The organism is Paenibacillus sp. 4624 (assembly GCF_050435065.1).
Classification (GTDB): Bacteria; Bacillota; Bacilli; order Paenibacillales; family Paenibacillaceae; genus Paenibacillus; species Paenibacillus amylolyticus_D.
This window is the reverse complement of sequence record NZ_JBNDJR010000007.1, coordinates 170,437-195,208: the sequence shown is the minus strand read 5'-3', so window position 1 is coordinate 195,208 and position 24,772 is coordinate 170,437. Positions and strand designations below refer to the sequence as shown.

The following is a 24,772-nucleotide window of genomic DNA, read 5'->3' as shown; positions in this document are numbered from 1 at the left end:
TATGGAAATTTTGATGTGTGTGGCCGTAGGCATTTTGTTTGCGGTTGCCGTCTTTCTAATCTTGTCACGGAGCCTGCTCCGTATCGTACTAGGCATGTCCATTCTCACACATGGAGTGCACCTGTTGTTAATTACGATGTCACGTCTCAAGACGGGCGCTCCTCCACTACTGGGAGAGATGGCGGAGAAATACGTCGACCCGCTCCCTCAAGCGTTGATATTAACGTCAATTGTCATCAATTTTGGTCTGACAGCCTTCTTTTTTGTCCTTTCCTACCGTTCTTATCTAAAGCTGAGAACGGATGATATGGAAGAAGTAAGGGGGCGTCCATATGAATAATCTTGTGGTTCTGCCCATCCTGCTTCCACTAATCACGGGCGTGATCACCCTGTTGTTCTTCCGTAAAGTCAATATACAACGTTCCTTTAGCGTGATTGGTCTGTTAGCCACAGCAATGGTTTCAACCATACTCATCACACGTGTTGCGCAATCCGGTGTTTTGACACTTAATATGGGTGGCTGGAAAGCACCTTATGGAATCGTACTTGTTGCCGATATGGTTGCAGCGCTGCTGGTAGTAGCCGCTTCCATCATTGCACTGGCTTGCCTGCTCTATGCTTTTCGAAGCATCAACAAGGAGCGGGAGCAACATCACTTCTATCCGTTCTTTCATTTTTTGATTGCCGGCGTGAACGCATCGTTTCTAACCGGGGATCTGTTCAATTTGTTTGTCAGCTTTGAATTGATGCTGATCTCTTCTTACGCTCTGATTGTACTCGGAGGCACGGAAAGACAGCTGCGTGAAACCATTAAATATGTACTGATCAATATCGTGTCTTCCGCCTTATTCGTTGCCTCCATCGGCTTTCTGTATTCCATTACAGGTACGCTGAATATGGCCGACTTGTCGGTACGCATTGCTGAAGTAGGACAGAGCGGAGTAGTCACACTGATTGCAGTTCTTTTCCTAATCGTATTCAGCATCAAGGCAGGCTTGTTCCTGTTTTTCTGGTTATCTGGGTCTTATGCGGCTCCGCCCGCCGTCGTTACGGCGTTATTCGCTGGTTTGCTCACCAAGGTAGGCCTGTATGCCATTGTGCGGACATTTACGTTGATCTTCTATCATGATCCAGACTTCTTTAATGCTCTGATCGGCTGGATGGCGGGTGCCACGATGATTCTGGGTGTGATTGGAGCGATCTCGTATCGTGATGTGAACAAAATTTTGATCTATAATGTCGTCGCTGGCGTAGGTTTCGTAGCATTTGGTATGGCTGCGGCCAGCCGTAGTGCTCTGGAAGGATTACTGTTCTATATGCTGCATGACATGTTGATCAAAACACTGCTTTTCCTGCTCGGCGGTGCTCTCATTGCTGTTGCGGGAACTTCAAGGCTCGATAACATGGGCGGACTAATTCAACGTTATCCCGTGCTGGGATGGATGTTCTTCATCAGTGCGCTTGCGCTTGCGGGCCTGCCTCCGTTCAGTGGATTCCCGGGAAAATTGATGCTTTTTGAGGGCGGCTTCGAAGCCGGATTATACGGTTTAACTGGCGTTGCAGTTCTCTCTAGTCTACTCATGCTGTATTCGGTACTACGCATTTTCATTCAGGCGTTCTGGGGTGAGCCTCCTGCAGGCATGGCAAGACGTCCTTATGCGGTGAACGGACTGCTGATCCCTGCCGGAATTCTGTTTGCTTTTATCATCGTCATGGGCCTCGGGGCTGAAGGTATGTTCCAACTCACGTCCCGCGCAGGTGATATTCTGCTACATCCCAACATTTATATTGATGCCGTATTGAAGGAGTAGATGTCTATGGCCTTTCAAATTGTACTCAATCTGATCATTGCCTTTGTCTGGATGTTTTTGAATAACGCCTGGAATGGTGTTGGTTTTCTCGTTGGATTTATGCTTGGATTGCTCCTCATCGGAGGCATGCGACGTTTCTTCCCGCAGCGCTTCTACATCGTTCGAGTCTGGGCTATCTTCAAATTGATTGGATTGCTGTTCAAAGAACTCGTTCGAGCAAGCATCGAGGTCATTCGAGAGATTATCAAACCGCGGCTTGACATTCGTCCAGGTATTTTCACCTATCGCACACAGTTATCTTCGGATTGGGAAGTGACGCTGCTGTGTCTGCTGATCTCATTGACGCCAGGTTCACTGCCACTTGAAATCTCGGGCAATCAGCGTAAGCTGTTCATCCATGCACTGGATATCAAAGATGAAGAGAAACTGCGAAACGATATTCAGAATACGTTTGAAAAAGCAATCATGGAGGTGACACGTTAATGTTATCCTCACTACTGTTTATCTCACTGCTCATTCTATCTCTAGCGATTCTGGCCTGTTTGTATCGTGTTCTTCGCGGTCCGTCCATGGCTGACCGGATTACAGCTCTTGATACGATCGGTATCAATGTCATTGCAATTGTGGCTGTACTATCGATGATGTTGCAGACGCAGGCTTATCTGGACATCATTTTGCTGATCGGCATTCTGGCTTTTCTAAGCACAGTCGCATTTGCGCGTTATATTGAACGAGGGGCGGTGTTTAAAAATGAAGGAGATCGTTAGTAGCACCACTGAAACGGGAATTGGGCTGCTGGTGCTGCTTGGGGCCCTCCTTAGTGCACTCAGTGCCTTCGGACTCCTTCGTCTCCCTGATGTATATTTGAGAGCCCATGCTGCCACCAAAAGCATGACACTCGGCGTGTTTTGTGTGCTCAGCGGTGCATTTTTCTTCTTTTGGTACTTTGACAACTACATCAGTGCTCGCCTGCTGCTCGGTATTGTGTTTGTTTTCATCACTGCGCCTGTTGCGGGACACCTGAACGGCCGCGCTGCCTACCGGACCGACGTGCCTCTCTGGGAGCAAAGTGTACAAGACGAACTTGAACCGTTGTTAAAAGGGAAAAAGATGAATCACGAAGCAAAAGATATGATGGAGTAGTTTATATAAATTTAATGAATAGTTTACACGGAACACTCCAATGACAGAATAACCTTCCGATCGCTGTTATCCCCGGATTTTTTTGACTCCCTTTTCCAAATGGAAAAATCCGGTGATAAAGGCGAACGCTTTGCGCTTCTTCAGGTTTTTTCTGTCCTCTCCGTTAATGTGTAAAAGTAATTTAACTTATACATTGGCGAAAATAAGTAAAAAATCCCCCGGAGATATCGCTCGTAAGCGGCTTTCCTCCGGGGGATTTCTTATATAACCTAAATATCGTTTGTATACTTCGATACAGATAGAACTTACCCACCAAACTACTTTCTTATCAGAAACCGTTTAAACCTTGGCGTTTTAGATCCGCAGCCACGATTCGAGCAAGTTGCGATGCTCCTTGCCGGTTCGGATGCAAACTATCACCATTCATGTATAGAGCAAGCGTAGCTGCTGGCCCAATGGAAGTGAAGTATGCCGAGCTGAGCTTGTTCAGATCTACGAGTGTTACTCCCTCTTCCTGTGCCAGTGCACGCGTAGACGCGTTATACCAACGGTTCTCCGCCTGATGCACATTGGACGAATTAAAGTCTGTTGCCCGCCCTTGAGGTGTCGAGAGAATAACAGTTGCCCCTTTGTTTTTCGCCAGACGAACCATATCCCGCATGATCTCTTTGAACTGAGCCTCAGTTGTATTGTTCTTGGCGTTCGTATCATTAATTCCGAGCTGCAGAATAAAATAGTCACCCGGTTTGATATACTTCAGAATTGCTTCCATCTGACCATCATCACGGAATCCTCTGGCAATCTGCCCACTCGTGGCCATGTTACGTACCTGGAAAGTGGTGTTGTTTACATAAGAGGGAAGCAACTGCCCCCAGCCACCCTGTACGCTGCTAGCAAGCGGATAATAGTTGCACACCGTTGAATCTCCACCAATATAGATCGTACGATTCGTGACAGGCTGGTTGGACAGTTTGCGAATTTCAAGGGCACTTAGCGTAAAAGCAGTACCTGCTTTGCCTTCCGTTACCAGCAGATTCAGTTGTCCGTCTGTCACTGGAATCTGGAATTGATCCGTTGCGCCGTTGCCCGTCATATTCATGATCTGATATACCCCTTCGGCTGCCACACTAGCTCTGGCCGTGTTACCCAGCGTCACTTTGACCTCATATAGACCATTCGGCAGGTCAACATTGAAGGTATTATCACTTTTTGTACCAAATTTCAGAAATTGAACGGCATCACTTGCAACACCACTACCAGATGCGGAAACATTTTTCATATTCGCCGGTGTGTTGAATCCATAACCCCTTGCAGCTGTATAAGCCGTCGAGGCAGACACTCCAGTATATCCGTTCGTTACTGCTCCTGCACCGAAATCGAATTTGTAATGATCCGATGCAGCCTCGGCCACCTCAACTCTGTCAGTCCCTAACCCAACCGCGATCATACTTGTAGCAAGTACAGTACATAACATCATTCGTAAAGAAGTTGACCATTTCATCATATAATCCATGCTCCTCTCGAATTAAAATGATACCGTTTGTACCCATCCGAATGCAGATCATGATGAAATTTTACAATGACAATTACAATACCTGTTCAAGCCAATCATAAGCTTTTGCACCACTAATCTCATGTCCACCGTCAAAATAATCTGCATCCAGTGCTTGTTCTGCTCCAGCATGCTTGTAAATCATTTTCAAACGTTCGTGAGCCTCCCGTGCCGAATGAAGCGGAAATACAAGATCTTCACTTCCGATCTCCAGAAATAGAGGCCGCGGAGCAATCAGACCGATGATATCCGGTAGCTCTGCTTCCTGCAGAATACCCGGAATGTAGTTGTCAAGGCAATGATTGCGGTCCAGAATGCTGCCATGAAACGTACTTGCGTAACCACTAACCACGACCGCTTTGCATCGTTCATCCATTGCGGCTGTAAAGGCTGTAACCAGCCCCCCGCCGGAAATGCCCATGCTTCCGATCCGCTCTGAATCAACTTCAGGTCGGGTGGATAAATAATCCAACACACGCGTTGATTCATAAACCCGATGTCCTGCAAGTGTCTGGCCTACCATAAGCAGATGTGCAGCGATTTTCGTACAGGAACTTGCGCCCGGCGGTGCCTCTCGATCCTCATCCAGTCTTCTGTCCCCAAACCCAAGCAGTTCTGGAGCAGCCACAACGTACCCACGCTTCACAAGCGCAACAGCAAAATCTTTGTGTAATCCAGGCTCCCCTGCCCGCGGCGAACCATCCGGTTCCATTCCGCAGATCTCCCGGCTCCCGTAGCCGTGTCCATGACAAGCAACAATAGCTGGCCTCTTCACATCGGTAGCGCTTACATCTTCGGGGGTTAAAAGATAAATTGGCATCCGTAACCCCGTGTAGGTTGTGATCTCAATCCGTTCCCGGATGTAACCATCACATGATGTACGTTCCAGCACAACGGGTTGTAGTTCGGCAGCTTCCGCCGGAAATCCGCCAAGTCGCTCCTGAACTCTGTCTCGCAATTGCCTAGACCATGCTGTAAAATCCTGATCTGCATCGTAAACGGAGTGCCCGCGAAGACTGGTTTGTTGGTACAAGTAGTTATCAATATCCTGCATGAGCTTTGTGTCCCTCCTGCTTGTCGTGGGTTACATTCCAATGGTTGACTTGTTTTCTCATATTCTTATCCATTATAGAACTAAAAGTAAAAATAAGGAATCTCTTATGCATATAAAAAAATGAATTCCCATTTTTGATCAGATGAGAATTCATTTTATTAAACTCAAAAAATAACATTAATCATCGTCTAGACGATTTTTTCAACCTTAAATAACCTCATCAGAAACTGTGACACGAACGCTGCCACGATACAGATCATTCCACTGTAAGCAACATAACGAAAATCCAGAAAGCTGAAATCCATCCGAAGATAGTTAACCGCTGGAAATGCTGCGACAATACCCACCAGAATGAATATTCTGAAAATTTTCAGCACGGCTTCACTTCCATTTGTTGCCCAAACAATAGCATTGGCCATATACAAAAAAGCAGCTATACACAAAATAATGGTCAGACCCGAAGAGAAAAGACTCGTCGTCCACACCGATCTAAACCCAAGCAGAGTAAAGATAAACCAGATTAGAACACCATTAATGATAGCCATAGCTACAACACGGATTAGAGCAAATAACCATACTGCCAGCATGATTTTACCGGGTTTTGAAACCACCGCAAGCAGGAAACTCAAGTTCTTTTCAGCTTTCTCTTTTGTGAAAAACTGGAGAACGTGAGGAATACCGACATACAATGCAAATACCAATGCAGAAGACAGGAGACCAACAGCAATCAATGAATTGGTAAACATGACACGATGTTCCCGGGTCTCATTCAACTTGTGCAACAGTGGAACAAGACCATCGATCGTCAAACCCAGACTTGCTTCCAACTCCCCCAGTTGACCGATCGTAAACACAAAAAAAATTCCAAACATCAATACTTGCATGGTCAAAGACCTTTTCCAATTGAGGGTTTGTACATCTTTTCTTAATAACGGCAGCAAGTACAGCCTCTCCCTTCCCCAAAAAGATTACTTTAACGTTAGTTTTGTACAGCTGCTTGTTTGGTTGTTCTGTAGAAGTCCTCTAATGAGCTTTTTTCCTTAAAAAATTCCTGAATTTCTATGCCATGCTGCATTAAAACTTGCAACGGCTGTTTAATAACCTCCGATTCAACCATGAATGTCACAGACTGCTCAGTATGATTCACCACCGTAATTCCTTCAATATCCTGAAGAATACTCACCACCAATTGTGAGTTGTCACAGGTAACAATGTAACGTTCGCTGATTCCAGTGATAGTCTGAAGTGCTTGATCTGCTACAATTCGGCCTTGGTGTATCATAATAACCTGATCTGCGATCTTCTCTAAATCAAACAAATCATGAGAACTGATGAGAATCGAAGTGCCCCGATCGGAACAGATTTCGCTGAGTTTGTCTCTTAAAAAAATTTTGGAGTCTGGATCAAGGCCGTTAAAGGGCTCGTCTAGAATAAGCAACTCAGGCTCGTGTACTAATTCACGTATAATCATAAGTTTTTGTTTCATACCTTTGGAAAAACGTCCGACCTTTAAAGAAGTCTTTAATTCGAAATGTTGTACAAGTCTGTTGTAGCGTTCTGCAATTTTATCTTTTTCCATTCCGCGCAGGCTCGCAAAAAAAAGGACGTTCTCCCAGGCCGACATTTCACTATACAGCCCTCCCTCGTCAAACACGATACCAAATCGGTTCCTGTTCTTCTGACTCATGTTATACGCCGGCTCGCCAAAAATGGTACATCCCCCTGTTGTAGGAGGGTAAAGTCCTGTAATGCAGCGAATCGTTGACGTTTTGCCCGCTCCGTTCTCCCCGATCAAAGCGCAGATTTGCCCGGAGTGCGTAGTGATGTCAATATTTTTGAGTACATGGCTTCCCTGTAGGTTCAGATTTAATCCACGTGTTTCAATAATCTGAGATCCCATAATTTCCCCCCTCTAAGGATGATCACTAACGGTCTTCATTTTTCATATAAAACTGCTGCCCACCATCTTCTCTGGATGATTCACCAAGATTTAAAGGTTTGCCTAAATAGAACAAATCGGGATCATGGGAGATGACAACCAGAATCTTATAGAACGCTTCATTCTCTATCATTTGAATAACTCTGCTCTTCATGACAGCATCCATGTTCGCTGTTGGTTCATCTAAAATCACCATTTCTTTATTTGCGAGCACCGTTCTTAAAAAAGCAATCATTTGTCTCTGACCACCTGAAAGGTTAGCTCCTCCGTGGGCGATTTCCGTATCCAATTCATTTGGAAAATCGGAGATAAATGGTTGAAGCTGATACTTCTCCAGCAATGCTCTCAGATGAACTAGTTGTTCCGGCTGAGCATTCGGAAGTATGTTGTCCAGAATCGTACCCTGAAACAAATAGGTCTTCTGTGATATGTAGGAAACTCTTCTGCGCAGATCAGATAGCTTAAGACATGATATATCCATGCCATTATAAAGGATCGTTCCCTTATTCACAGGGTAAAGACCTAGAAGCAATTTAACAAAGGTGGTTTTGCCCGAGCCATTGGCTCCATTCAAAATAACGATATCACCTGTAAACAGGTTGACATTAAGCTGATCCAGCACAGATCGCTTTTCAATTCCGGAAATATACGCATAGGAGATATTATGGATGTTAACCGAATGAATAGGTTCGGAGAGAACCATCCGTCTTCCAAACTCCTCATCCTTATTATCCATATACTCCCTTACTCTATCAATACTAACCATTATAGGATTTATAGTTACTCCAAAGGTAGCCACAGCCTGGACATTTCCCAGTACTTTTGCAAGGTAACCTGTGAAAGATACATATTCACCTAAAGTTAGCGTTTTCCCCAAAATCATGATTCCGGAGAACAGTAATACTATAGCTCCGGATAAGGAACTGAGAAGTGAAGAACTTTCCATGTATCCGTTAATGTTTCTGTTCTGTTTCAGAATCGCAGTAATGACCTGATCCGTTTTGGTATAAATCCGTGATATGTAGCGCTGCTTGGCCCCCTGAACTTTAATTTCCTCAATTCCGTTAAGGGTCTCAAACATAACTCCCGCCATCTCAGCTGAGCTTTCACTGACTTTTCTTGTGCTATCACTCATCCGTCGACTGTACCAGACAGTAACAACAACATATAGAGGAATAATGGCCAGAACAATAAGCGATAGCTTCCAATGGATTCGCACGAGCAAAATAACCGAGATCACACCGTCCAATACCCCAATGAGAATGTTAATTACAGATGGAGAAAAAAGACTCCCTATACTTCCACTCTCTGAAATCCTTGACATCAGATAACCTTTATCATGTTTGTCGATGAACTCCATAGGCATATCTACCGTATGTCCAATCATCTTCATTCGAAGCACATTCGAAGCACGAGTTCCCGCCTTGACAATATAGTATTTACCTATAAGAGAGAGAACGTATCTTATGACATGAAGACAGATAATAATGATGACCTGTTGATAGAGAAAATGCGTAGTTCCCTGTGGTGAAGAAAGATTATCGATAATTTTGCCTGTAATAAGCGGAATTGGCATTGCAATTAGGGATACCATTGCCAAAGCTCCAAAAGAGAGTACCAGAAGCAACCTGCTGCCCTCAAGATACGGCCTGAGGTACATAAGGTTGCTAAACATTTTTTTCATCATTAATTTTTGAACATGCCAATAATCATAAATGTTGCAATATACAGGACAAAAACGATGGCCAGAATCATGCTCATCCTGCTTTTGTTCTTGACCTTCCTGTTCAGAAAGACCGTCAGTATACCTATGGCCACAATACTTAAAACCATAATTATATTGTTCATACCAAGCTCTCCTTTAAAGCTTGTTTACAATACACCTTGGAGGATAATGATCCACCTGCACTACTCTCGATCGCCCGGCAATCCGAGCATGCATACCGCGAGCTACAGCTCCGGCAAGAATCTACTCTATCCAGCGTATACGTCCAATACTCCTGGTAGTCTCGTTGATCAGCAATCCGTTTGAAAGAGTCTTTCAACACATTCCCGATCGTTTCATTTCTCATCATGGGACACACCGATACATCGCCGTTTCGAAATACGGACAACTTGCCATTCAAACAAGGATGAAAGTCGACGTTATGAAAAAAACTGAGATCTGTAAAACAGCTTTGAGCGCCCTTGTCGCTAAATAAGAGCTCGTTATACACCGGGTCATCACCAATTTCATGAATAAAACTGAGCTGCATACCCAATGGATTGAAATGTTTATAGTAGTCTACAATCTCCTCTCGAAATATATAGTTCATTTTATTCAATACTACATTAAAATAGAAGGAAATTCCTGTTTTTTTCAATTTATTCATATTTTCGTAGAAATTTGAGAAGTCAGGATGATTTTCTATCATACGATTGGTTAAATCCTGATTATGGGAAGACGTATGGATAACCAAGCTGACACCAGATAACTCTTCCCAGTTCAGCTCTCCTGTGTCCATTAAATTCGTATAGATAAAGATGTTACTGTAACCGAGTTGACGCGCCTCAGCGAGGATTACCGAGAGAAGTTCCCACTTCAACAAAGGCTCTCCACCAATGATATGCAATGATCTGCATCCCATCTTATTGCTCTGCTGCAATACGATACGATAATCCTTCTCCTCCATAAGATTATCTTGACTAAACCCGCCATAACGTTTACACCCGGTCATTCGGTGCACCATACTATCCGTATTGCAAAAACTGCACTCCAGATTACATTCATCGTTAATGTTGAGATACAGATTAGATATTCTTACTCTATTCTTGGCAAAATCTCGAATGGATGGCGGAAGGCCAAAACGAACCTTTTCGATATAGGCGTTATGGGAATAGTAGCTGCCCATGCCTTGCTCTATAAGCTGAGAGAGCAGGATGTAATTTATGTTGTCTACCTCTTCGACAGGTACGCCCCTATTCAATTCAAGCAGCATTGATGCGTCTGCTGGTGATATCCTCAACATATTATTTTCACTCAAATCATATAATGAAGCTTGACGCTCCCCCTGTACAATGTAACAATGTGACCCGGTTTTAAAATACACATTAGACACCTCCATTTGTATGTCCCTTTGCTAGAAACGACCTCAGCATTTATCCATAACAAAACGAAACGAATCATACTTACGGTCGATACTGTCTTTATGTGCTGAAAAATCACGCATAGCATCTGGATTCTGCTCGAGAGTGCTGTATAAGATAGACAACTGTCTCTCAATATCCTTTCTTCGTGTAGTACAGATACCTTGTATATCGAAATTATCTCCTGAAGCGCAGCTGGCGTAACATAGTCCACAAATCGATTGATAGGGGCATTCTTTACATTGTGCTGTAAATTTTTCGCTCCACTTTTCAACGATTCGACTGATCGCGTTAATATCCAGACCTTCTTCACAGTTTCCAATCGGGAATTGATAACTTATCTTCTCACACATATGAAAGGTACCGTCCACGTCTACGAACATTCGACTCCCCGGGATACAGGCGTTACCAAGGATTGAAGAGTAGTTTCTGCCATATGGGTTAATGTTACGGTTATGGCTCACTTTAAGACTGGAGCCAAAGAGTCTCTCTTTGAAGAATAGCTCGGAAACCCGCTCCTCGTTATTTGGTGTACTGATTTCCTGAAGGTATTCATCGAGCAGCACAGACATACTCTCATGAACAGCTCCACTCTCACCTAATTCAGTATCCAAAATTTTGGATAGTCTTCCGCCCATCGATTTCAAGAGATGTTTTTCACGTACGAAAAAATCGTTCATCGCAACCATATCGGTTTCATTTTCATAACAGCTAAGTATCATCATAGGGAGAATCTGTTCCTTCCCCTGTCTCTTTATTTCTGCGAGCAACTTACGAATATTCCCATAGACAACATCAAACGTTCCCTGCTCATTTGCAAAAACTCTATTTTTATCATGCATTTCCTTCGAACCGTCTAAACTGACTGATATCATGACGTTATGCGTGACTAAAAATTCAATAATGCGATCTGTAAGTAATGTTCCGTTTGTCGTCATAGAAAACATGGTCTTGAAACCCGTTTGCTTTACATAGGCGACAACTTCTTGAATGAGATCAAATCTGAGCAGCGGTTCCCCGCCATAGAATGAAATAACAGGCTGTTTATCCGGAGCATACGCTCTCCATTCCTCAATATAATCGATATACTTTTGTACGCTTTTTAACGCAGTCTCTTTCTCCATACGTTTAAATGTATGTGTTCTCATTTCTTCATAATTTCCGGAGAAAATACAGTACTTACACCTCAAATTACAATTCTCCGTAAGTCCAAGGATCATCTGCGGATAAGGATAGGTCCTAAGCTCATCCAAAATCATATCTTGGCTCAGTTCCACCTCATGCAATTTGAAAAGATCCCACTTCTTCATGAGTTGCCTCAACGGTAAATCTGCTTTTTCATATATAAGTTCTCTGTCCAGTTTGTCGTGACTCTCAATCGTATGAGCCAGCTCTTCGCTTGCGGAAAGAACCATATTCGTCGCACCATCGAAAATGTATTTGTTTCCCTGCCTGGTTTCAAATACACCTATATTATTCATTATGCAACCCACCTTAACTTGGATTAAAAATGTACTAAAGAGGACATCCCGCACCACGTGTTCGGAATGCCCCCACCAACAGCTCAGAACTTAAAGTGCAGAGCTTGTCTTACTTGAAGTAATAGTTGTGGCTGTTGCGTTGACAGCGGTCGCACCTATGACATCGGAGATCGGCACAGGTCCATCTACTGCACATCCTGCAGCACAGCCTACTAGACATCCACCAAAGCAAGTTACGTTGCAGAGCCAGCCATTTGTACCAATTTGTTGATCCATATTTACTTCCTCCTAGATTTAATTAAATGGTTAAGATTTCAATTTATATACATTTACTCTATAATGCTGACTTGGTAGCTCCTGTAGAAACCGTTGTTGCTGTTGCATTAACTGCCGTTGCACCAATCACATCCGAGATCGGCACCGGTCCATCCACTGCACATCCTGCTGCACAACCCACCAAACAACCTCCGAAGCAAGTAACACTGCACAACCAACTGTTTGTACCAATTTGTTGATCCATGTTTTTTCCTCCTCATAAATTGTTTTTGGAAAAATTAAAGTATCCTACAAAAAACCAACCACAGCCTCCTTTTTTGAATAAAATTATATATATTGATCAAAAAATATTTAATACAACCAAATAATAGAATATTTACTATGAGAGTTATATAATATAAGTCACTTTCACTCTAAATTTGACAATTTTTTTCTTCTGAACGATATTATTGAGACTATACTTCAGTTGAATACAAAGTTTACTTTAAAAAGTGGGCGTTGATTTTAATAAAAAAAAGATACTCCCTCCCCTGATTCAGGCTTCGGAATATCCTTTATGTGTTGTCGTGAAATTTTCATATCCGTTTTATACTTACAAGCGATTTTCTTCAAATTTTCTTCTAAGCTTTTATTGTTATTGACCAGGCATCCACCAGTTCCATCTCCCCATCAATTTCATCAAGGACGGGACAAGCACAAGCCGAATGATTGTTACATCAATAAGCACGGCTGCCGTGATGCCGATGCCCAATTGCCTTACCCCTTCGACCTCGGCAAAAGCAAAAGGAACCGTTACCGCCAGCAAAATACCTGCTGCAGACGTAATTAAACGCCCTGTTGAAGCCAAGCCTTGTTGAACCGCTGTGTCACTGTCCCCTGTTTGTCTGTACACTTCCTGTATCCGGCTCAACATAAAAACACCGTAGTCCATCGATATGCCGAATACCAGCCCAGCAATAAATACCGGAATCATGATGGCGATTGATGATACTTCCATTCCCAGATGACCCTCGTTAAAGACCCATACAAGTATGCCAAACGAAGAGGCCAGACTAAGCAAGTTCATCAGAATCGCTTTTAGTGGTATTAGTAGAGAACGGAATGCCACTAGCAGCACCAGATAATTGCTTACCATGACAAATACCAGTACTTTGGGCAGTTGCTGGGCAATTTCATGCATAATCTCATCCTCATAAACTGCTTCACCACCATAACGAATCGGAATGGTCTCTGGCATAGCTGTTACATCATCTGTCCTTGTCTGCCGCAACCATTCTTTCATCTCATCTGAACCCGCTTCCCCGTATACACCAACCGTTAATCGGATAAAAGAATTCGAAACGTCTCCTTGGGAGTGGATACTCACCACTCTTTCATCCTGTTGAAGCTTGGTTACTTTGTGTTTGGCCGTCTCCCAGTGAGAGGCTGTTGACGGCTCCTCCTTTTTCCCGATGATAATATCAAGCCAAGAAATATGCTGCTGGCCGAAATTTTGCTCGATCTGCTCAGATGCTTGACGGGACTCCATTCTGGCAGGTAAGGAAGAAGCATCGGGTACGGACAAATCCATCCTTGTAACGGGAAACACGCAACACAGCAATAGTGTCGTACCTACGAGTCCCATCCATACAGGACGTTTCATGACGATCGCTGACCAGCGGTGCCAGAAGCTGTGTTCAAGTGTGCTATCCTTTGTTTGTTGTCCTGTAACTCCGGATGTGCGTGTTATGCGAGCAAATACTCGGTCTACACTTAGGCAAAGAATAGCAGGTAACAAGGTTACGTTTAACAACCACGCCAGCACAAGAACAATGGTAGCTCCAAGCGACACACTGAGAAACATAGGCAGCCTGATCCAGAGCAGACCCAGCAAACCCAGAAACACACATGCTGCTGAAAACAGCACGGCGCGGCCAGCTGTGCGTAATGTCTGTTGCAAAAGTTCACGTTGCATGTGGATGTTACGCTCGACGTTGGACTTGCCTCTATTTGCGTAACGCTGCTGTAGTTCCTCCCTGTATCTGCTTAAAATGATCAGTGCAAAATCAATACTGAGCGCCATTCCGACCATTGGAATCACGTTAATAATAAAGTTGGATAACTCCAGATAATGACCCAGCAAAGACGTTATGCCCATCGCCGTAATCACTGCACTGATCCCCATCATGACAGCAATACATGCCGCATACAGTCCTCTGAATGCAAAGCAAAGAATGATTAATGCGATCGGTATCCCTATGATCTCTGCTCGTTCTAAATCCTGAAAGCTCAGTCGATTTACATCCTCTTGCACAACGGTTTTCCCTGTAAGTTGCACGGTTCCAGGCAGATCAGCTTGCTTGTCCACTTCAAGAACCTCGCGTAATTGAGCTAGTGGATGCTTCATCCGGTGAGGCGGGATGTCCATGTGTACCAGAGCGTAAGCCTGATCATCACGCAGCATTCTTCCCTGTGTGTTCACATCAAAAGGGGAAACTACTGACGATATCGCTGGCAAGGTGCGGACTGCGGCAAGCCGTTCCTGAATCCACGTTCTGAAGGCGATCTCAGAAGTATTCGGATGTTTATTAAAAAGTAACACAACCGGATCAGGCGGGGAGCCAAATTCCTGCTCCAATATCAGTTCTACGGCCTGGGCTTGTCCCCGAGCCAGCTTTAACCCGTGATCCTGAACCATGTCAGGCAGCTTCCACGCCCAGGCGACTGACATCCCGATGATAACTACCCAGCAGATGATAATAAACCGCGGATATCGACTGATGAGAGTAGCCAAACTTCGATATCCCATACCCAGGCTCCTCTGCATATAAATTGGATTTTAATTATGATTAACACCATGAGATATGCTTGATGTAGTACAAGTCTATTCATGATCAAACATGATTATGTTCCTAATGAAATAAAGACAAATAGCCTCATGTATATGCTACATGGGGCTGTCTGTCCTCACTGTTCATTTCACAGCTGTTTATTCGGGTCGAATGACAGTGAATCGATCACCAAGTTTGGCATAATCATTACCTGCCAGACGGCTGACCGGTTTTAACTGATCCATCAAGATATAACCTTTATCCGCAAGATAGACCTTTTCGCTAAAATGATAATGCACAATGCGCACGAGAAGCAGGTCACTTACAGGCACGCCTGCATCATTCGAGATCGGAATATGCTGATACAGTTTGCACTCCATCCGAATCAAGGCTTCCTGAATTCCGGGTACAGCGACCACGGAACTGGGTACAGTTGTCAGACGAGTTCTTTCCAATTCACTTTCATGCGGTTCCAGTAAAGCCGCCGTTTCATTGACGTCTTCAATAATATTTTCGTCACAAATGTGCACAACCAGTTCATTATGTGCGAGGACATTGCGTGCCGTGTCCTTCATTACACCATTTTTACGTCCAACCGAGATGGATAACAGTGGCGGATCCGAGCTCACGACATTGAAAAAGCTAAACGGCGCTGCATTAATGATTCCATCATGATCTGAGAGCGTGGTCACAAAGGCAATCGGGCGGGGCACGATCGAACCGCTCATTAATTTATAATTATCTTTAGGCGTAAGTTCTTCCGGATTTAGTGAATACATATGTAAGTCCCCTCTCCTACTCGCATGCATGAGGCTGATCCTCATCTTCTTAATCCTCTACTTTCTTCATCGTTATTATATATGCATACTGTCCATAAAAACAAAAAAATACTTGTATAGACTTGCCGGCAATCATGAATGTCCCATCTTTACTGCTCATGTTTAGAAATACACACTTGTTAAACAATCACATCTAGGCGAATACCGTCATAGACTGTTTTCAGAATAAGATGACAGGAAGGATGTTCTGGAACATGAACCATGTTTATTCCCCTTATGCAGGTTATTATGATGGTCGTTATACAAGTTACGGAGAAGATCGTTCCATTCAATTCCCTCCACTCTTCCCGGGTGGAGGCAGTCTCCCTGGAGGGCAAACTCCGCCAGGCATTCCCGGAAGCCCAGGCTCCTATCCTCCTTTCGTTCCCGGTGTAGGTACCCCTCCGGGTCCCTATTTCCCTGGCGGCATGCCGGGTCCTGGTCCGGGCCCAGCTCCAGGTGTACCCGCACAGCTAGCTCAGGGAAATCTTCCTTCCTTGCTAAGTGCCTATCCTCGCCCGGTTGGTCAGCCGCCAGCGGAGATGTTATTTTTGTATAACCTTATCAAAAGCAGTCCTGGTCTACTGCCACTCTTCCTCCAGCAGCAACCGCAAAGCTTGACACAAGCCGTTCAATTTGCACAGACAGGTGCAGCCGCGCCACGCGATCAAGAGCAGCGTGTACTCCCTAACTTCTGTTATAACCGCTGGTCGCTCGTTTTTACGTATAATGATGTGTATTTAATGTGGCCTGCCATTAATCTGTTCGGCTTCGTTGTCGGCTATTTCTATCCATATCAAACACCAGGAATTCTGCTCAACACCCAAATATTATTCGCCCTTTGTTAGTGGCAGACAAACTGAAACGGCCCGCATTGGAAGACTATGCTTCCCTGCGGGCCGTTCCTGGTTATACCAAAGCACTATGGAGTTGTAGAAATGGTCTGTTTCGGTTTGCTTCTACCGATCATGACAACATACAAGAACAATGCCCCCAGATCAGCACATGCAATCACAATTCCCATGGGTACAGCCGTATGTTCTCCTCCAAGACCAACAAGGGGAGCTACGAGTCCACCGAACAGAAAGGTCATAACACCAATCAACGCCGATGCACTTCCAGCAGCTTTCGCCTGATCCGCCATAGCCAGCGCGAACGATGCTGTATTAATCAACCCCACACTGGACACGACCATAAATAGGGGGATTAGAACTGAAATCAGCCCGCCTCCAGCAAGGATCGCAATAAGTAAAGAAGTTCCTCCGACAGCCGCCATAAGTAATCCGGCGATTAGCAGCCGTGTCTCCGATACCTTACCGGCAAGCCGACCTGCAATCTGGCTGGCAAAAATAATACCTAATCCGTTAATGGCAAAACATATACTGAACATTTGAGGGGATACTCCGTATATTTTCTGAAGAACAAATGGTGATCCCGATATGTAAGCGAACATGCCTGCCATTGCGAAACCTTGTGTTAGAGCATAACCCATAAAACGGCGATTCCTCGCTATGCTGCCAAACGTCAGCAACGTCTGCTTAAGCCCCCCGCTCGATCTTTTTTGTGTCGGAAGCGTCTCCCCCAAACCAAAGATGACTGCGAAAAGCGCGAGCGCACCGATAAGACTTAGCAAAATAAAAACGCCTCGCCATGAAGTATACGTAAGGATTTGTCCACCTATAATTGGTGCTGCAATAGGTGCCACTCCATTAATAAGCATTAACAAAGAAAAGAACCGGGTTAGTTCTGGCCCCTCGTATACGTCCCTCACCACCGCTCGCGCGATGACGATCCCCGCCGCTCCGGCCAATCCTTGAATAAAACGTAACACAACAAACGAGCCCATCGTTGGGCTGACAAGGCATAATATCGACGTAATCGTATATAGCACAAGTCCTGCAATCAGCGGTATGCGGCGACCTCTCACATCGCTTAATGGTCCCGCAAGCAGCTGGCCCAGCGCAAGCCCAATCATACATGCTGTCAGGCTTAGCTGAGCGTACGAAGTGGACGAGCCGAATTCATCCGCCAGCGTTGGCAGGGCTGGCAGATACATATCCAGAGACAGCGGTCCGAAGGCGGATAGCGTCCCAAGAATTAGCGCCATTCTCACTCGCGGCGTAGCAGGGATGTGTAATGACGCGGGTTTACTTTTCATCCAAAACATTTCCTTTGCCTTCAGATTGTGCTCTAGTGCCCATTCTTAGTCCTCTCCGCCTCCAAGCAATCTTAGCAAGTTGTTCGGCAAGGTAAACTGCTGGTTATTAATAATAATGCGGCGTAGCTCCTCTTCATCCCGCTCGTTCTCGGCGTCTTTGATCTCCTGGATCTCACGGTGCAAGCGTTCCATTTGGTGATCCAATGCGTTGGCAGAATCCGCCGCATTCTTCAATTCTCTTGTCAAATGTTCCGGAACATCTTTGTTGTATTTATAAAAGATTTTATGTTCCAGACTCGCCCAGAAATCCATCGCGATCGTACGAATCTGAATTTCCACACAGGCACGTTCCTCACCATTGGACATATATACCGGAACTTCAACAAGCAGATGCAAACTCTGATACCCGTTCGGTTTCGGATTTTGGATGTAATCCTTCACTTCGAGAACACGCAAGTCACTTTGGTTGCAAAGCATATCCTTAATTCGATAAATATCAGAAATGAACGAACATGTAATACGCACACCGGCAATATCTTTAATATTCTCCTTGATGCTTTCAAACGTCAGCTCGTGATTTTTACGGAACATTTTATTCATAATGCTCTCGGGAGACTTCAATCTCGACTTGGTATGCTCAATCGGACTATAGTCATGAAGGGACTGGAACTCTTCTTTGAGCACTTCAATCTTAGTTTCCATCTGATCCAACGCAAATTTATAAATCATCATAAATCGTGTAATTTCGTATTTGAATTTCTTGAACTGGTCAATCGGATGCGGAGCATTCATCATCAGTTTCTTCCTTTCTTTTGACACCTCTATGATTTGATAACCAACATATATACGTTCGTACGAACGCTGGTCTTATGACATGTCTTCTATAACATTATAAAACATCTGACATGAATAAACGAATTTTAGAAATGTACGTGTGCCGCTTTGGTTCAGATTTCGTTTTGAAGAAGGCGGTACAATAGCTGTATACTGGAGAAGTTATGTTTGCTTGAAAGGACGGGAAAATATGAATCACAATCACCTCCAGAAATACGCCATGTTACTGCTCTGCATGTCCGCCGGTATGGTCGATGTCATCGGATATCTAGGGCTTGGACATGTACTCACAGCCAATATGACAGGAAATATCGTGCTGCTAGGCATCGCGATTGCCCGTGCTCAGGAATTTGTCGTACTGCGTTCTTTGCTTGCCCTCATCGGGTTTATTGCGGGGAATGCAATCGCGGCACATATGCTTGGAAAGACCAAAACCATAAATGGCTGGTCCCCGCGTGTTACTGCCGTATTCTCCGTTGAAAGCATACTGCTTCTGCTGTTTGCAATCCTTATGATCAGTCCCTTTTCCGAGCCATTATCTTATCTGTTAATTGTACTGCTTGCGGTCGCCATGGGGATGCAAACAACGGCTGCCCGAAGAATTGGTATTGCGGGAATCTCTACAACGGTGCTCACCAATAATCTGGCAGCCGTGATTGAAGATGCTGTAAGCATCCTTCATCGGTTAAAACATGCCAATATCCGCACCTTGGCCAAAGCACTGTCCACTGACGCCTACCTGCGAGCAGGTGCCGTTGTGATCTATCTCGGCGGGGTCATCGTCGCAGCATTGCTTTTCCATCATATGCCTCTAATAGCGGTCTGGATTCCTGTACTGGTCATCGCCGGTGTTACATTTCAAGCAAGATTCGCGTCTTGGGGGAAAGAGCTGGAGCTACATCGTAATCCTGAGTGAGAGGACATCTTGCGATTATGTGCTGCTGAAACACGTTCACAATATTGAACAATTTATTCAAGAATGCATGGCAAGTGCTTCTTGCCTGATCCATTGAACCAATTGTTTTGCCGCTGGCGACAACTGTTCTCCTGCCCGTGTACAGATGGCAATCGTATTCTGTAACTGTACGTTTTGTACATATACACGGGCAAGTTTGCCTTGATTAACGTCCTCTCTTACAACAAGGGATGAGATGAAATTGGCACCATATCCTGCCTTTACTGCACTAATCGTTTCGTTCAATCCGTTGAACTGAAGTGTTATTCGTGGAGAGGGCAGGTTATTGGTCGTACACAAGGCAGCCAGTCGTTCTCTTGTCGCACTGCCTTTCTCACGCATAATGAATGGCTCAGCCATCATTTCGTGCAATGTAATGTTTTGACCTGCATACGGATGATCCGGATGCACCACAAACCACATTTCATCCTCGAATAACTTATCCCAATGCACACCCGGATGACTGACTCCACTTCCTCCGTATATCGCAATCTCGGCTTCATAACGAAGCAACTGGTCAAAAGCCATCTGTGTATTGCTTGTGCTTACGACAAGCTCGACCTCCTCATGTGTCTGCTTAAACGTGGCAATCCAACGCGGTAGCAAAAAATTGGACGGCAGATAAGTCGCGGTAAGGCGAATCAGTCCTTTTTTCCCCTCCCTCATGTCCTCTACAAATTGTTCCACTTCCTGTTCCAGCATGAACAAACGCTCGGCATATTCCATTAATTGTTTTCCTGCATCTGTGAGTACAAGCTTTCGCCCTTCGGAACCGAACAGCCCTATGCCTAGTTCACGCTCAAACTTTTTTACCTGAGAAGATACCGCTGGTTGACTGATATTCAATTCTTCCGCAGCCCGGGTAACTCCGCCGTACCTCACAATGGCGTGAAACAGTCGTAATCCATGCAAGTTCATACATTTTCGCCTCTTCCTTGCTTACTGGAATATTGATCCAGAATTTTAACCATCATATTGTATAACTTATTTATATATTAACATACAAAATATATATTTTATTTATACGTTAACCACCTCTATAGTTGAATTATAAGAAATATTAATTCAGCAACATAGAAAGGAAGATGTGTAATGAGTAAGTATGATTTGAACGATAGCAAGGTTAACCAGCCGGCCTGTTGGAATGAGGTCGATCATTATATCAACAGCCTTCTTATTCCAAACGACAAAGACTTGGAAGCTGCACTTGAAGCCAATGCTGCAGCAGGACTACCGTCACATGATGTCACACCGAATCAAGGAAAGTTCCTTCAGCTATTGCTGAAAATACAGGGGGCCTCGCGCGTACTAGAGATTGGAACTCTAGGTGCATACAGCACCATCTGGATGGCCAGAGCTCTGCCAGACCATGGACGAATCGTTTCGCTGGAGTCAGAACCTAAACATGCGGAAATAGCACAAGCCAATCTGACCCGAGCTGGACTAATGCACAAAGTAGATCTTCGAGTAGGCCCGGCACTAACCTCCCTCCCCGATATAAAGGAAGAGTACCCTGAACCCTTTGATCTGATTTTCATCGATGCTGATAAACCGAGTAATCCGGATTACCTGAGATGGGCTTTACGTCTGACACGACCAGGAAGCTTGATCATCGGAGATAATATTGTCAGGGATGGGGAAGTCATTCACTCCGACAGTGAAGACGCAAGAGTTCAAGGGGTTCGAACCTTTCTCGAATGCATCGGAAATCACCCCCATCTTGAAGCCACGGCACTACAAACTGTAGGCAGTAAAGGATACGATGGATTTGTGATTGCTCGTGTCACAGATACCCCTGCAACAAAATAAACAGTGGTCAATTCTTCCGAAAATCTGCCTTTCCTGTTACACTGGTATCACTGCACAGGCAGACTGGAGGGAGTTACTTGAGAGCTTTACGACAGATTCATGTTGAAATTGGCGGGTGGTCTCGCAATATTCAACTGTTCTTTCTGGCAAGTCTGCTGTATCAGATCGGAAATGGCATGTTCTCGGTTCTTTATAATCTGTACATTCAAGGCTTAGGTTACGATGACACCATGAATGGTCAAATTGTCAGTATCCAATCTCTTGCTACAGCAATTATGTTCATTCCTATTGGATTTAGCGGTGACAAGTTCAGCCGCAAAAAACTGTTGATTATCGGGGCGCTATTCAGCGGTGCTTTTCTAATCGGACGATCCTTCGATTATGCCGCGAGCGGGTTGATTTGGTTTGCTGTATTTTCCGGCCTGTTTGCTGGTGTTTTCCAGGTACTTGCCATTCCTTATCTCGCAGAGAACGTCAAAAAAAGCCAGCGCCTCAAAATGTTCAGTTATTATTCCTCTTTGGTGCTGGCTTCTCAGGTTCTTGGCAGTCTGGGCGGAGGCGTGCTTGCAGACGTGCTTCATTCTGCCGGCATGGCCAAAGTCACCGGATTGCAGACGGTACTATTTATGGGCGGAGCTGCGACACTAGCGGCATTTATTCCGTTGCTTTTTGTAACCGAGAATCAGGAGTCTCGGACAGATCTAAAACCGAAACAGCTTCAGCCTCGCCAACACTCTGTTCGGGGGGCTGAAGCAGAGCTTACTCGTGCTGTGATTACACCATTGCCCATTGATGATGACACACGTATTAAAAAAAGAGATAGCAAGCTGATTGGTCAGTTTATTGTGACACAGTTGCTGATCGGCTTAGGATCAGGGCTCGTTGTGCCTTATCTGAATTTGTATTTTACGAATCGCTTCGCCGTATCGTTAAGCGGCATGAGCATCCTGATTGCACTCGGTCAGATTATGACCATTGTATCCATGCTGATTGGCCCAACGTTAGCTGCCAAAGTTGGCAGTGTACGAGCCGTAGTTATTTTTCAAGTATTATCGCTGCCCTTCCTGTTATTCACAGGTTTTACGAACCTGCTTTTCATTGCATCTGTCAGCTTTTTGTTCAGACAAGCCCTCATGAATGCTGCTAATCCAATTCATTCTGCCATATTAGTGAATCGGATCTCGGATAAACGCCGCGGGATAGCTAACTCTATGATGCAAACTTCGTTTATGATTGGTTGGGCTACGATGGGACCAGTACAGTCATATCTGGTTACTACATATGGAACCTATTGGGGATACGCGATTACGTTCAGCATTACGGGTTGTCTCTACGTCATTTCTTCCCTGATGTACTTCTTTATGTTTAGAGAGCCCAAGCCTTCTGTTGCTGTTCTTGCAGACAGATCCTAATCATATACAACTAAAAAAAGAGTATCCTGTGAATGCTGCAGCATTCACAGGATACTCTCTTTTTTCTGATTATTTCCCCTTGATGACCTACCAGTATTTTGGATTATACATAAGAACGACTATACCCACCGTGACTAACGTTGCTAGAACAACAAAAGTGTAATATCTCGGTTTATTTTCTGGACTTGGAGCTTGTTCATCATAATGATCGGAGTTGCGGCGATAAGACCCCATCCACAGATCGCTCATCATATGGCCAACCACTTTCACTAGACGTTTTATCCAATCCATTATTAATCCCCCTTTCATAATCAATAATATTCCATATTAAGTATAATTAACCTTCTATAATCAAACAAGTCCTTTCACCTTAGGCCTGGTGCTGTCTGCCGTTCCAACTGTGTCAAAATATGAAATGCTTCCTGATTGGTGCGGCCGCACATTTCTTCCTCAGCCTGCAATCCACTACATACCGCCGGGCGGCCCGCCTGACCGAATATACCGCAACGATTATCGTCCGTCAGTTGGATACATCGCACTCCCGCGGGTTTGCCTTCAGGCATGCCGGGAATCGGTGATGATATGGATATGGCAATACAACATGCGGCACATCCCGTCCTGCATTCCATGATATTTCCTCCTTCATTTGCCTCTTATAACACGCTGTTACTTTGAGCGATTTACCCATGTCCATGTTCGTGCTAACCCTTGAGCGATTCTGCGGTTCATATGCTCACTGGTAAAGTACCCTCCATGACTCAGTGGATTCCAACTTGTAGCTGGTCCACCGACGTGAACCTTAATATCCTCCTTCACAGCCGACGCATAAGCCGGATCGATAGGACGTAGCGGATAGCCCAGAATATCGTTGCTTTCATAAAAATTAACCCACTCCCCTTCCAGTCGTGGAAAGTGATGCGTGGCTTGCGGCGCAGGCACCTGAATGGGCCGGCTGAAATGTTCATAGCGCAAACTCCATAGCGGCAGTGTTGTGCCAAAGGAGTAAAAATTGGTCAGCGTATCTCCACGCTCCAAAGCCGAGTTCACATCCACAATTTCCGGCATTCGATTAGATGACGGATACTGCAGATCATAGAAAAAGTTGCTTGCAATGACAGCTCCGAGACTATGGGCGACGACACAAAGCGGCGCTTCTGGCCCATTACGCTGTGCGAGAACGTGCATGGCCTGATGTAGCGTTCGATGCACGGCATCATAATGATGTCCTTGGTTCTCTACGGGCTGATATGCCACCGCATCGGCGAGATAATGAATGACAAAACGGCGTAATGCCTGGTAGTTTAATCCCGGTGAACGAACCAACTGTTGAAACAAAGCCTCTTCTCGCTCCTCGAACACGTCGGCCCAGAAGACGGGTTCAATATCGAGCATCTGTTTCGCGGCGCCTGGCAGCACCATGACACGTTCCATTTCTCTGCTCAAGCAAGCGATCAGCTTGTCAGCGTAGTCTTCTTTTTGCATACCCAGTCCATGAATGACCATCACCGCTACCCGAGTCATGGCTCTCCTCCTTATCATTTGACTAGGAACGCTCCTTGTACACCCACTGTATGAACTGCTTTTTCTCCGTATG

Annotated in this window: 27 protein-coding genes; 9 read left to right on the top strand and 18 right to left on the bottom strand. The window is 44.9% G+C overall.

Annotated features, from left to right (window positions below; all coding sequences use genetic code 11):
• Position 1 precedes the first annotated feature (1 nt).
• The 5 genes from ABIE27_RS17425 to mnhG are packed head-to-tail and all read left to right on the top strand — an operon-like array spanning position 2 to position 2,954.
• A complete protein-coding gene (locus ABIE27_RS17425; RefSeq protein WP_090920602.1) occupies positions 2–340 on the top strand; it encodes a Na(+)/H(+) antiporter subunit C in 339 nt (112 codons plus the stop codon).
• Positions 333–1,811 (top strand): Na+/H+ antiporter subunit D, encoded by a 1,479-nt coding sequence (locus tag ABIE27_RS17420; RefSeq protein WP_123063747.1) that lies wholly within the window; start codon positions 333–335, stop codon positions 1,809–1,811. Before ABIE27_RS17425 ends, ABIE27_RS17420 begins: the two co-directional genes overlap by 8 nt.
• Before the next feature lie 6 nt (positions 1,812–1,817).
• Complete coding sequence (locus ABIE27_RS17415; RefSeq protein ID WP_123063748.1) at positions 1,818–2,294, top strand: Na+/H+ antiporter subunit E; 477 nt, start codon at positions 1,818–1,820, stop codon at positions 2,292–2,294.
• The gene (locus ABIE27_RS17410) at positions 2,294–2,578 is read left to right on the top strand and encodes a Na(+)/H(+) antiporter subunit F1 (protein ID WP_110896037.1); all 285 of its coding nucleotides are present in this window, start codon (positions 2,294–2,296) and stop codon (positions 2,576–2,578) included. Before ABIE27_RS17415 ends, ABIE27_RS17410 begins: the two co-directional genes overlap by 1 nt.
• A complete protein-coding gene (gene mnhG, locus ABIE27_RS17405) occupies positions 2,562–2,954 on the top strand; it encodes a monovalent cation/H(+) antiporter subunit G (protein WP_429351076.1) in 393 nt (130 codons plus the stop codon). Before ABIE27_RS17410 ends, mnhG begins: the two co-directional genes overlap by 17 nt.
• Before the next feature lie 328 nt (positions 2,955–3,282).
• On the opposite strand, the gene ABIE27_RS17400 is transcribed toward mnhG, so the two are convergent.
• The 12 genes from ABIE27_RS17400 to ABIE27_RS17345 form a co-directional block, all read right to left on the bottom strand.
• A complete protein-coding gene (locus ABIE27_RS17400; RefSeq protein WP_192895077.1) occupies positions 3,283–4,455 on the bottom strand; it encodes a GDSL-type esterase/lipase family protein in 1,173 nt (390 codons plus the stop codon).
• Between the two features lie 85 nt (positions 4,456–4,540).
• Positions 4,541–5,560 (bottom strand): alpha/beta hydrolase family protein, encoded by a 1,020-nt coding sequence (locus tag ABIE27_RS17395; protein WP_429351075.1) that lies wholly within the window; start codon positions 5,558–5,560, stop codon positions 4,541–4,543.
• A gap of 188 nt (positions 5,561–5,748) precedes the next feature.
• Positions 5,749–6,444 carry a hypothetical protein gene (locus ABIE27_RS17390; protein ID WP_151458060.1) on the bottom strand — a complete coding sequence of 232 codons (696 nt, stop codon included), beginning with the start codon at positions 6,442–6,444 and terminating at the stop codon, positions 5,749–5,751.
• Positions 6,445–6,539: 95 nt separating this feature from the next.
• Positions 6,540–7,460: an ABC transporter ATP-binding protein gene (locus ABIE27_RS17385; RefSeq protein WP_429351074.1), complete on the bottom strand. Its 921-nt coding sequence runs from the start codon at positions 7,458–7,460 to the stop codon at positions 6,540–6,542.
• Between the two features lie 25 nt (positions 7,461–7,485).
• Positions 7,486–9,159: an ABC transporter ATP-binding protein gene (locus ABIE27_RS17380; RefSeq protein ID WP_429351148.1), complete on the bottom strand. Its 1,674-nt coding sequence runs from the start codon at positions 9,157–9,159 to the stop codon at positions 7,486–7,488.
• Between the two features lie 26 nt (positions 9,160–9,185).
• Positions 9,186–9,347 carry a hypothetical protein gene (locus ABIE27_RS17375; RefSeq protein WP_161556888.1) on the bottom strand — a complete coding sequence of 54 codons (162 nt, stop codon included), beginning with the start codon at positions 9,345–9,347 and terminating at the stop codon, positions 9,186–9,188.
• Complete coding sequence (locus ABIE27_RS17370; RefSeq protein WP_429351073.1) at positions 9,344–10,588, bottom strand: radical SAM protein; 1,245 nt, start codon at positions 10,586–10,588, stop codon at positions 9,344–9,346. The genes ABIE27_RS17375 and ABIE27_RS17370 overlap by 4 nt, the downstream gene beginning before the upstream one ends.
• A gap of 42 nt (positions 10,589–10,630) precedes the next feature.
• Positions 10,631–12,106, bottom strand: coding sequence for a radical SAM protein (locus ABIE27_RS17365; RefSeq protein WP_429351072.1), 1,476 nt, complete (start codon positions 12,104–12,106; stop codon positions 10,631–10,633).
• Positions 12,107–12,196: 90 nt separating this feature from the next.
• Positions 12,197–12,382 (bottom strand): hypothetical protein, encoded by a 186-nt coding sequence (locus ABIE27_RS17360; RefSeq protein WP_123063756.1) that lies wholly within the window; start codon positions 12,380–12,382, stop codon positions 12,197–12,199.
• Between the two features lie 58 nt (positions 12,383–12,440).
• Positions 12,441–12,626, bottom strand: coding sequence for a hypothetical protein (locus tag ABIE27_RS17355; RefSeq protein ID WP_123063757.1), 186 nt, complete (start codon positions 12,624–12,626; stop codon positions 12,441–12,443).
• A 390-nt stretch (positions 12,627–13,016) separates the two neighbouring features.
• Positions 13,017–15,170, bottom strand: coding sequence for an MMPL family transporter (locus ABIE27_RS17350; RefSeq protein WP_429351071.1), 2,154 nt, complete (start codon positions 15,168–15,170; stop codon positions 13,017–13,019).
• Positions 15,171–15,350: 180 nt separating this feature from the next.
• Entirely contained in the window at positions 15,351–15,971 is a 621-nt protein-coding gene (locus ABIE27_RS17345) for a flavin reductase family protein (RefSeq protein WP_123063759.1), read from the bottom strand.
• 254 nt (positions 15,972–16,225) lie between these two features.
• On the opposite strand from ABIE27_RS17345, the gene ABIE27_RS17340 reads away from it, so the two are divergent.
• Positions 16,226–16,858, top strand: coding sequence for a hypothetical protein (locus ABIE27_RS17340; RefSeq protein WP_123063760.1), 633 nt, complete (start codon positions 16,226–16,228; stop codon positions 16,856–16,858).
• Positions 16,859–16,932: 74 nt separating this feature from the next.
• Here ABIE27_RS17340 and ABIE27_RS17335 read toward each other — a convergent pair whose 3' ends face one another.
• Positions 16,933–18,168, bottom strand: a complete 1,236-nt coding sequence (locus tag ABIE27_RS17335; RefSeq protein WP_429351070.1) for a multidrug effflux MFS transporter — start codon at positions 18,166–18,168, stop codon at positions 16,933–16,935.
• A 45-nt stretch (positions 18,169–18,213) separates the two neighbouring features.
• On the bottom strand, positions 18,214–18,960 hold the full coding sequence (locus tag ABIE27_RS17330) for a GTP pyrophosphokinase (protein WP_123063813.1): 747 nt from the start codon (positions 18,958–18,960) through the stop codon (positions 18,214–18,216).
• Between the two features lie 232 nt (positions 18,961–19,192).
• On the opposite strand from ABIE27_RS17330, the gene ABIE27_RS17325 reads away from it, so the two are divergent.
• Entirely contained in the window at positions 19,193–19,918 is a 726-nt protein-coding gene (locus ABIE27_RS17325; RefSeq protein WP_429351069.1) for a YoaK family protein, read from the top strand.
• A 57-nt stretch (positions 19,919–19,975) separates the two neighbouring features.
• Here ABIE27_RS17325 and ABIE27_RS17320 read toward each other — a convergent pair whose 3' ends face one another.
• On the bottom strand, positions 19,976–20,875 hold the full coding sequence (locus tag ABIE27_RS17320; protein ID WP_123063762.1) for a LysR family transcriptional regulator: 900 nt from the start codon (positions 20,873–20,875) through the stop codon (positions 19,976–19,978).
• Positions 20,876–21,049: 174 nt separating this feature from the next.
• On the opposite strand from ABIE27_RS17320, the gene ABIE27_RS17315 reads away from it, so the two are divergent.
• Together ABIE27_RS17315 and ABIE27_RS17310 are read left to right on the top strand one after the other, a co-directional pair.
• Positions 21,050–21,766, top strand: coding sequence for an O-methyltransferase (locus tag ABIE27_RS17315; protein ID WP_429351068.1), 717 nt, complete (start codon positions 21,050–21,052; stop codon positions 21,764–21,766).
• A 77-nt stretch (positions 21,767–21,843) separates the two neighbouring features.
• Complete coding sequence (locus tag ABIE27_RS17310; protein ID WP_429351067.1) at positions 21,844–23,178, top strand: MFS transporter; 1,335 nt, start codon at positions 21,844–21,846, stop codon at positions 23,176–23,178.
• 87 nt (positions 23,179–23,265) lie between these two features.
• On the opposite strand, the gene ABIE27_RS17305 is transcribed toward ABIE27_RS17310, so the two are convergent.
• The 3 genes from ABIE27_RS17305 to ABIE27_RS17295 form a co-directional block, all read right to left on the bottom strand.
• Positions 23,266–23,469, bottom strand: a complete 204-nt coding sequence (locus ABIE27_RS17305; protein WP_429351066.1) for a hypothetical protein — start codon at positions 23,467–23,469, stop codon at positions 23,266–23,268.
• Between the two features lie 74 nt (positions 23,470–23,543).
• Positions 23,544–23,807 carry a YkgJ family cysteine cluster protein gene (locus ABIE27_RS17300; RefSeq protein WP_123063766.1) on the bottom strand — a complete coding sequence of 88 codons (264 nt, stop codon included), beginning with the start codon at positions 23,805–23,807 and terminating at the stop codon, positions 23,544–23,546.
• A 37-nt stretch (positions 23,808–23,844) separates the two neighbouring features.
• On the bottom strand, positions 23,845–24,699 hold the full coding sequence (locus tag ABIE27_RS17295) for a chemotaxis protein (protein WP_123063767.1): 855 nt from the start codon (positions 24,697–24,699) through the stop codon (positions 23,845–23,847).
• Positions 24,700–24,772: the final 73 nt, after the last annotated feature.

Coding starts and splice junctions, on each gene's coding strand:
- ABIE27_RS17425 (WP_090920602.1), top strand. CDS start 2: ATGGAAATTTTGATGTGTGTGGCCGTAGGCATTTTGTTTGCGGTTGCC.
- ABIE27_RS17420 (WP_123063747.1), top strand. CDS start 333: ATGAATAATCTTGTGGTTCTGCCCATCCTGCTTCCACTAATCACGGGC.
- ABIE27_RS17415 (WP_123063748.1), top strand. CDS start 1,818: ATGGCCTTTCAAATTGTACTCAATCTGATCATTGCCTTTGTCTGGATG.
- ABIE27_RS17410 (WP_110896037.1), top strand. CDS start 2,294: ATGTTATCCTCACTACTGTTTATCTCACTGCTCATTCTATCTCTAGCG.
- mnhG (WP_429351076.1), top strand. CDS start 2,562: ATGAAGGAGATCGTTAGTAGCACCACTGAAACGGGAATTGGGCTGCTG.
- ABIE27_RS17400 (WP_192895077.1), bottom strand. CDS start 4,455: ATGAAATGGTCAACTTCTTTACGAATGATGTTATGTACTGTACTTGCT.
- ABIE27_RS17395 (WP_429351075.1), bottom strand. CDS start 5,560: ATGCAGGATATTGATAACTACTTGTACCAACAAACCAGTCTTCGCGGG.
- ABIE27_RS17390 (WP_151458060.1), bottom strand. CDS start 6,444: ATGCAAGTATTGATGTTTGGAATTTTTTTTGTGTTTACGATCGGTCAA.
- ABIE27_RS17385 (WP_429351074.1), bottom strand. CDS start 7,460: ATGGGATCTCAGATTATTGAAACACGTGGATTAAATCTGAACCTACAG.
- ABIE27_RS17380 (WP_429351148.1), bottom strand. CDS start 9,159: ATGTACCTCAGGCCGTATCTTGAGGGCAGCAGGTTGCTTCTGGTACTC.
- ABIE27_RS17375 (WP_161556888.1), bottom strand. CDS start 9,347: ATGAACAATATAATTATGGTTTTAAGTATTGTGGCCATAGGTATACTG.
- ABIE27_RS17365 (WP_429351072.1), bottom strand. CDS start 12,106: ATGAATAATATAGGTGTATTTGAAACCAGGCAGGGAAACAAATACATT.
- ABIE27_RS17360 (WP_123063756.1), bottom strand. CDS start 12,382: ATGGATCAACAAATTGGTACAAATGGCTGGCTCTGCAACGTAACTTGC.
- ABIE27_RS17355 (WP_123063757.1), bottom strand. CDS start 12,626: ATGGATCAACAAATTGGTACAAACAGTTGGTTGTGCAGTGTTACTTGC.
- ABIE27_RS17350 (WP_429351071.1), bottom strand. CDS start 15,170: ATGGGATATCGAAGTTTGGCTACTCTCATCAGTCGATATCCGCGGTTT.
- ABIE27_RS17345 (WP_123063759.1), bottom strand. CDS start 15,971: ATGTATTCACTAAATCCGGAAGAACTTACGCCTAAAGATAATTATAAA.
- ABIE27_RS17340 (WP_123063760.1), top strand. CDS start 16,226: ATGAACCATGTTTATTCCCCTTATGCAGGTTATTATGATGGTCGTTAT.
- ABIE27_RS17335 (WP_429351070.1), bottom strand. CDS start 18,168: ATGAAAAGTAAACCCGCGTCATTACACATCCCTGCTACGCCGCGAGTG.
- ABIE27_RS17330 (WP_123063813.1), bottom strand. CDS start 18,960: ATGAATGCTCCGCATCCGATTGACCAGTTCAAGAAATTCAAATACGAA.
- ABIE27_RS17325 (WP_429351069.1), top strand. CDS start 19,193: ATGAATCACAATCACCTCCAGAAATACGCCATGTTACTGCTCTGCATG.
- ABIE27_RS17320 (WP_123063762.1), bottom strand. CDS start 20,875: ATGAACTTGCATGGATTACGACTGTTTCACGCCATTGTGAGGTACGGC.
- ABIE27_RS17315 (WP_429351068.1), top strand. CDS start 21,050: ATGAGTAAGTATGATTTGAACGATAGCAAGGTTAACCAGCCGGCCTGT.
- ABIE27_RS17305 (WP_429351066.1), bottom strand. CDS start 23,469: ATGGATTGGATAAAACGTCTAGTGAAAGTGGTTGGCCATATGATGAGC.
- ABIE27_RS17300 (WP_123063766.1), bottom strand. CDS start 23,807: ATGGAATGCAGGACGGGATGTGCCGCATGTTGTATTGCCATATCCATA.
- ABIE27_RS17295 (WP_123063767.1), bottom strand. CDS start 24,699: ATGACTCGGGTAGCGGTGATGGTCATTCATGGACTGGGTATGCAAAAA.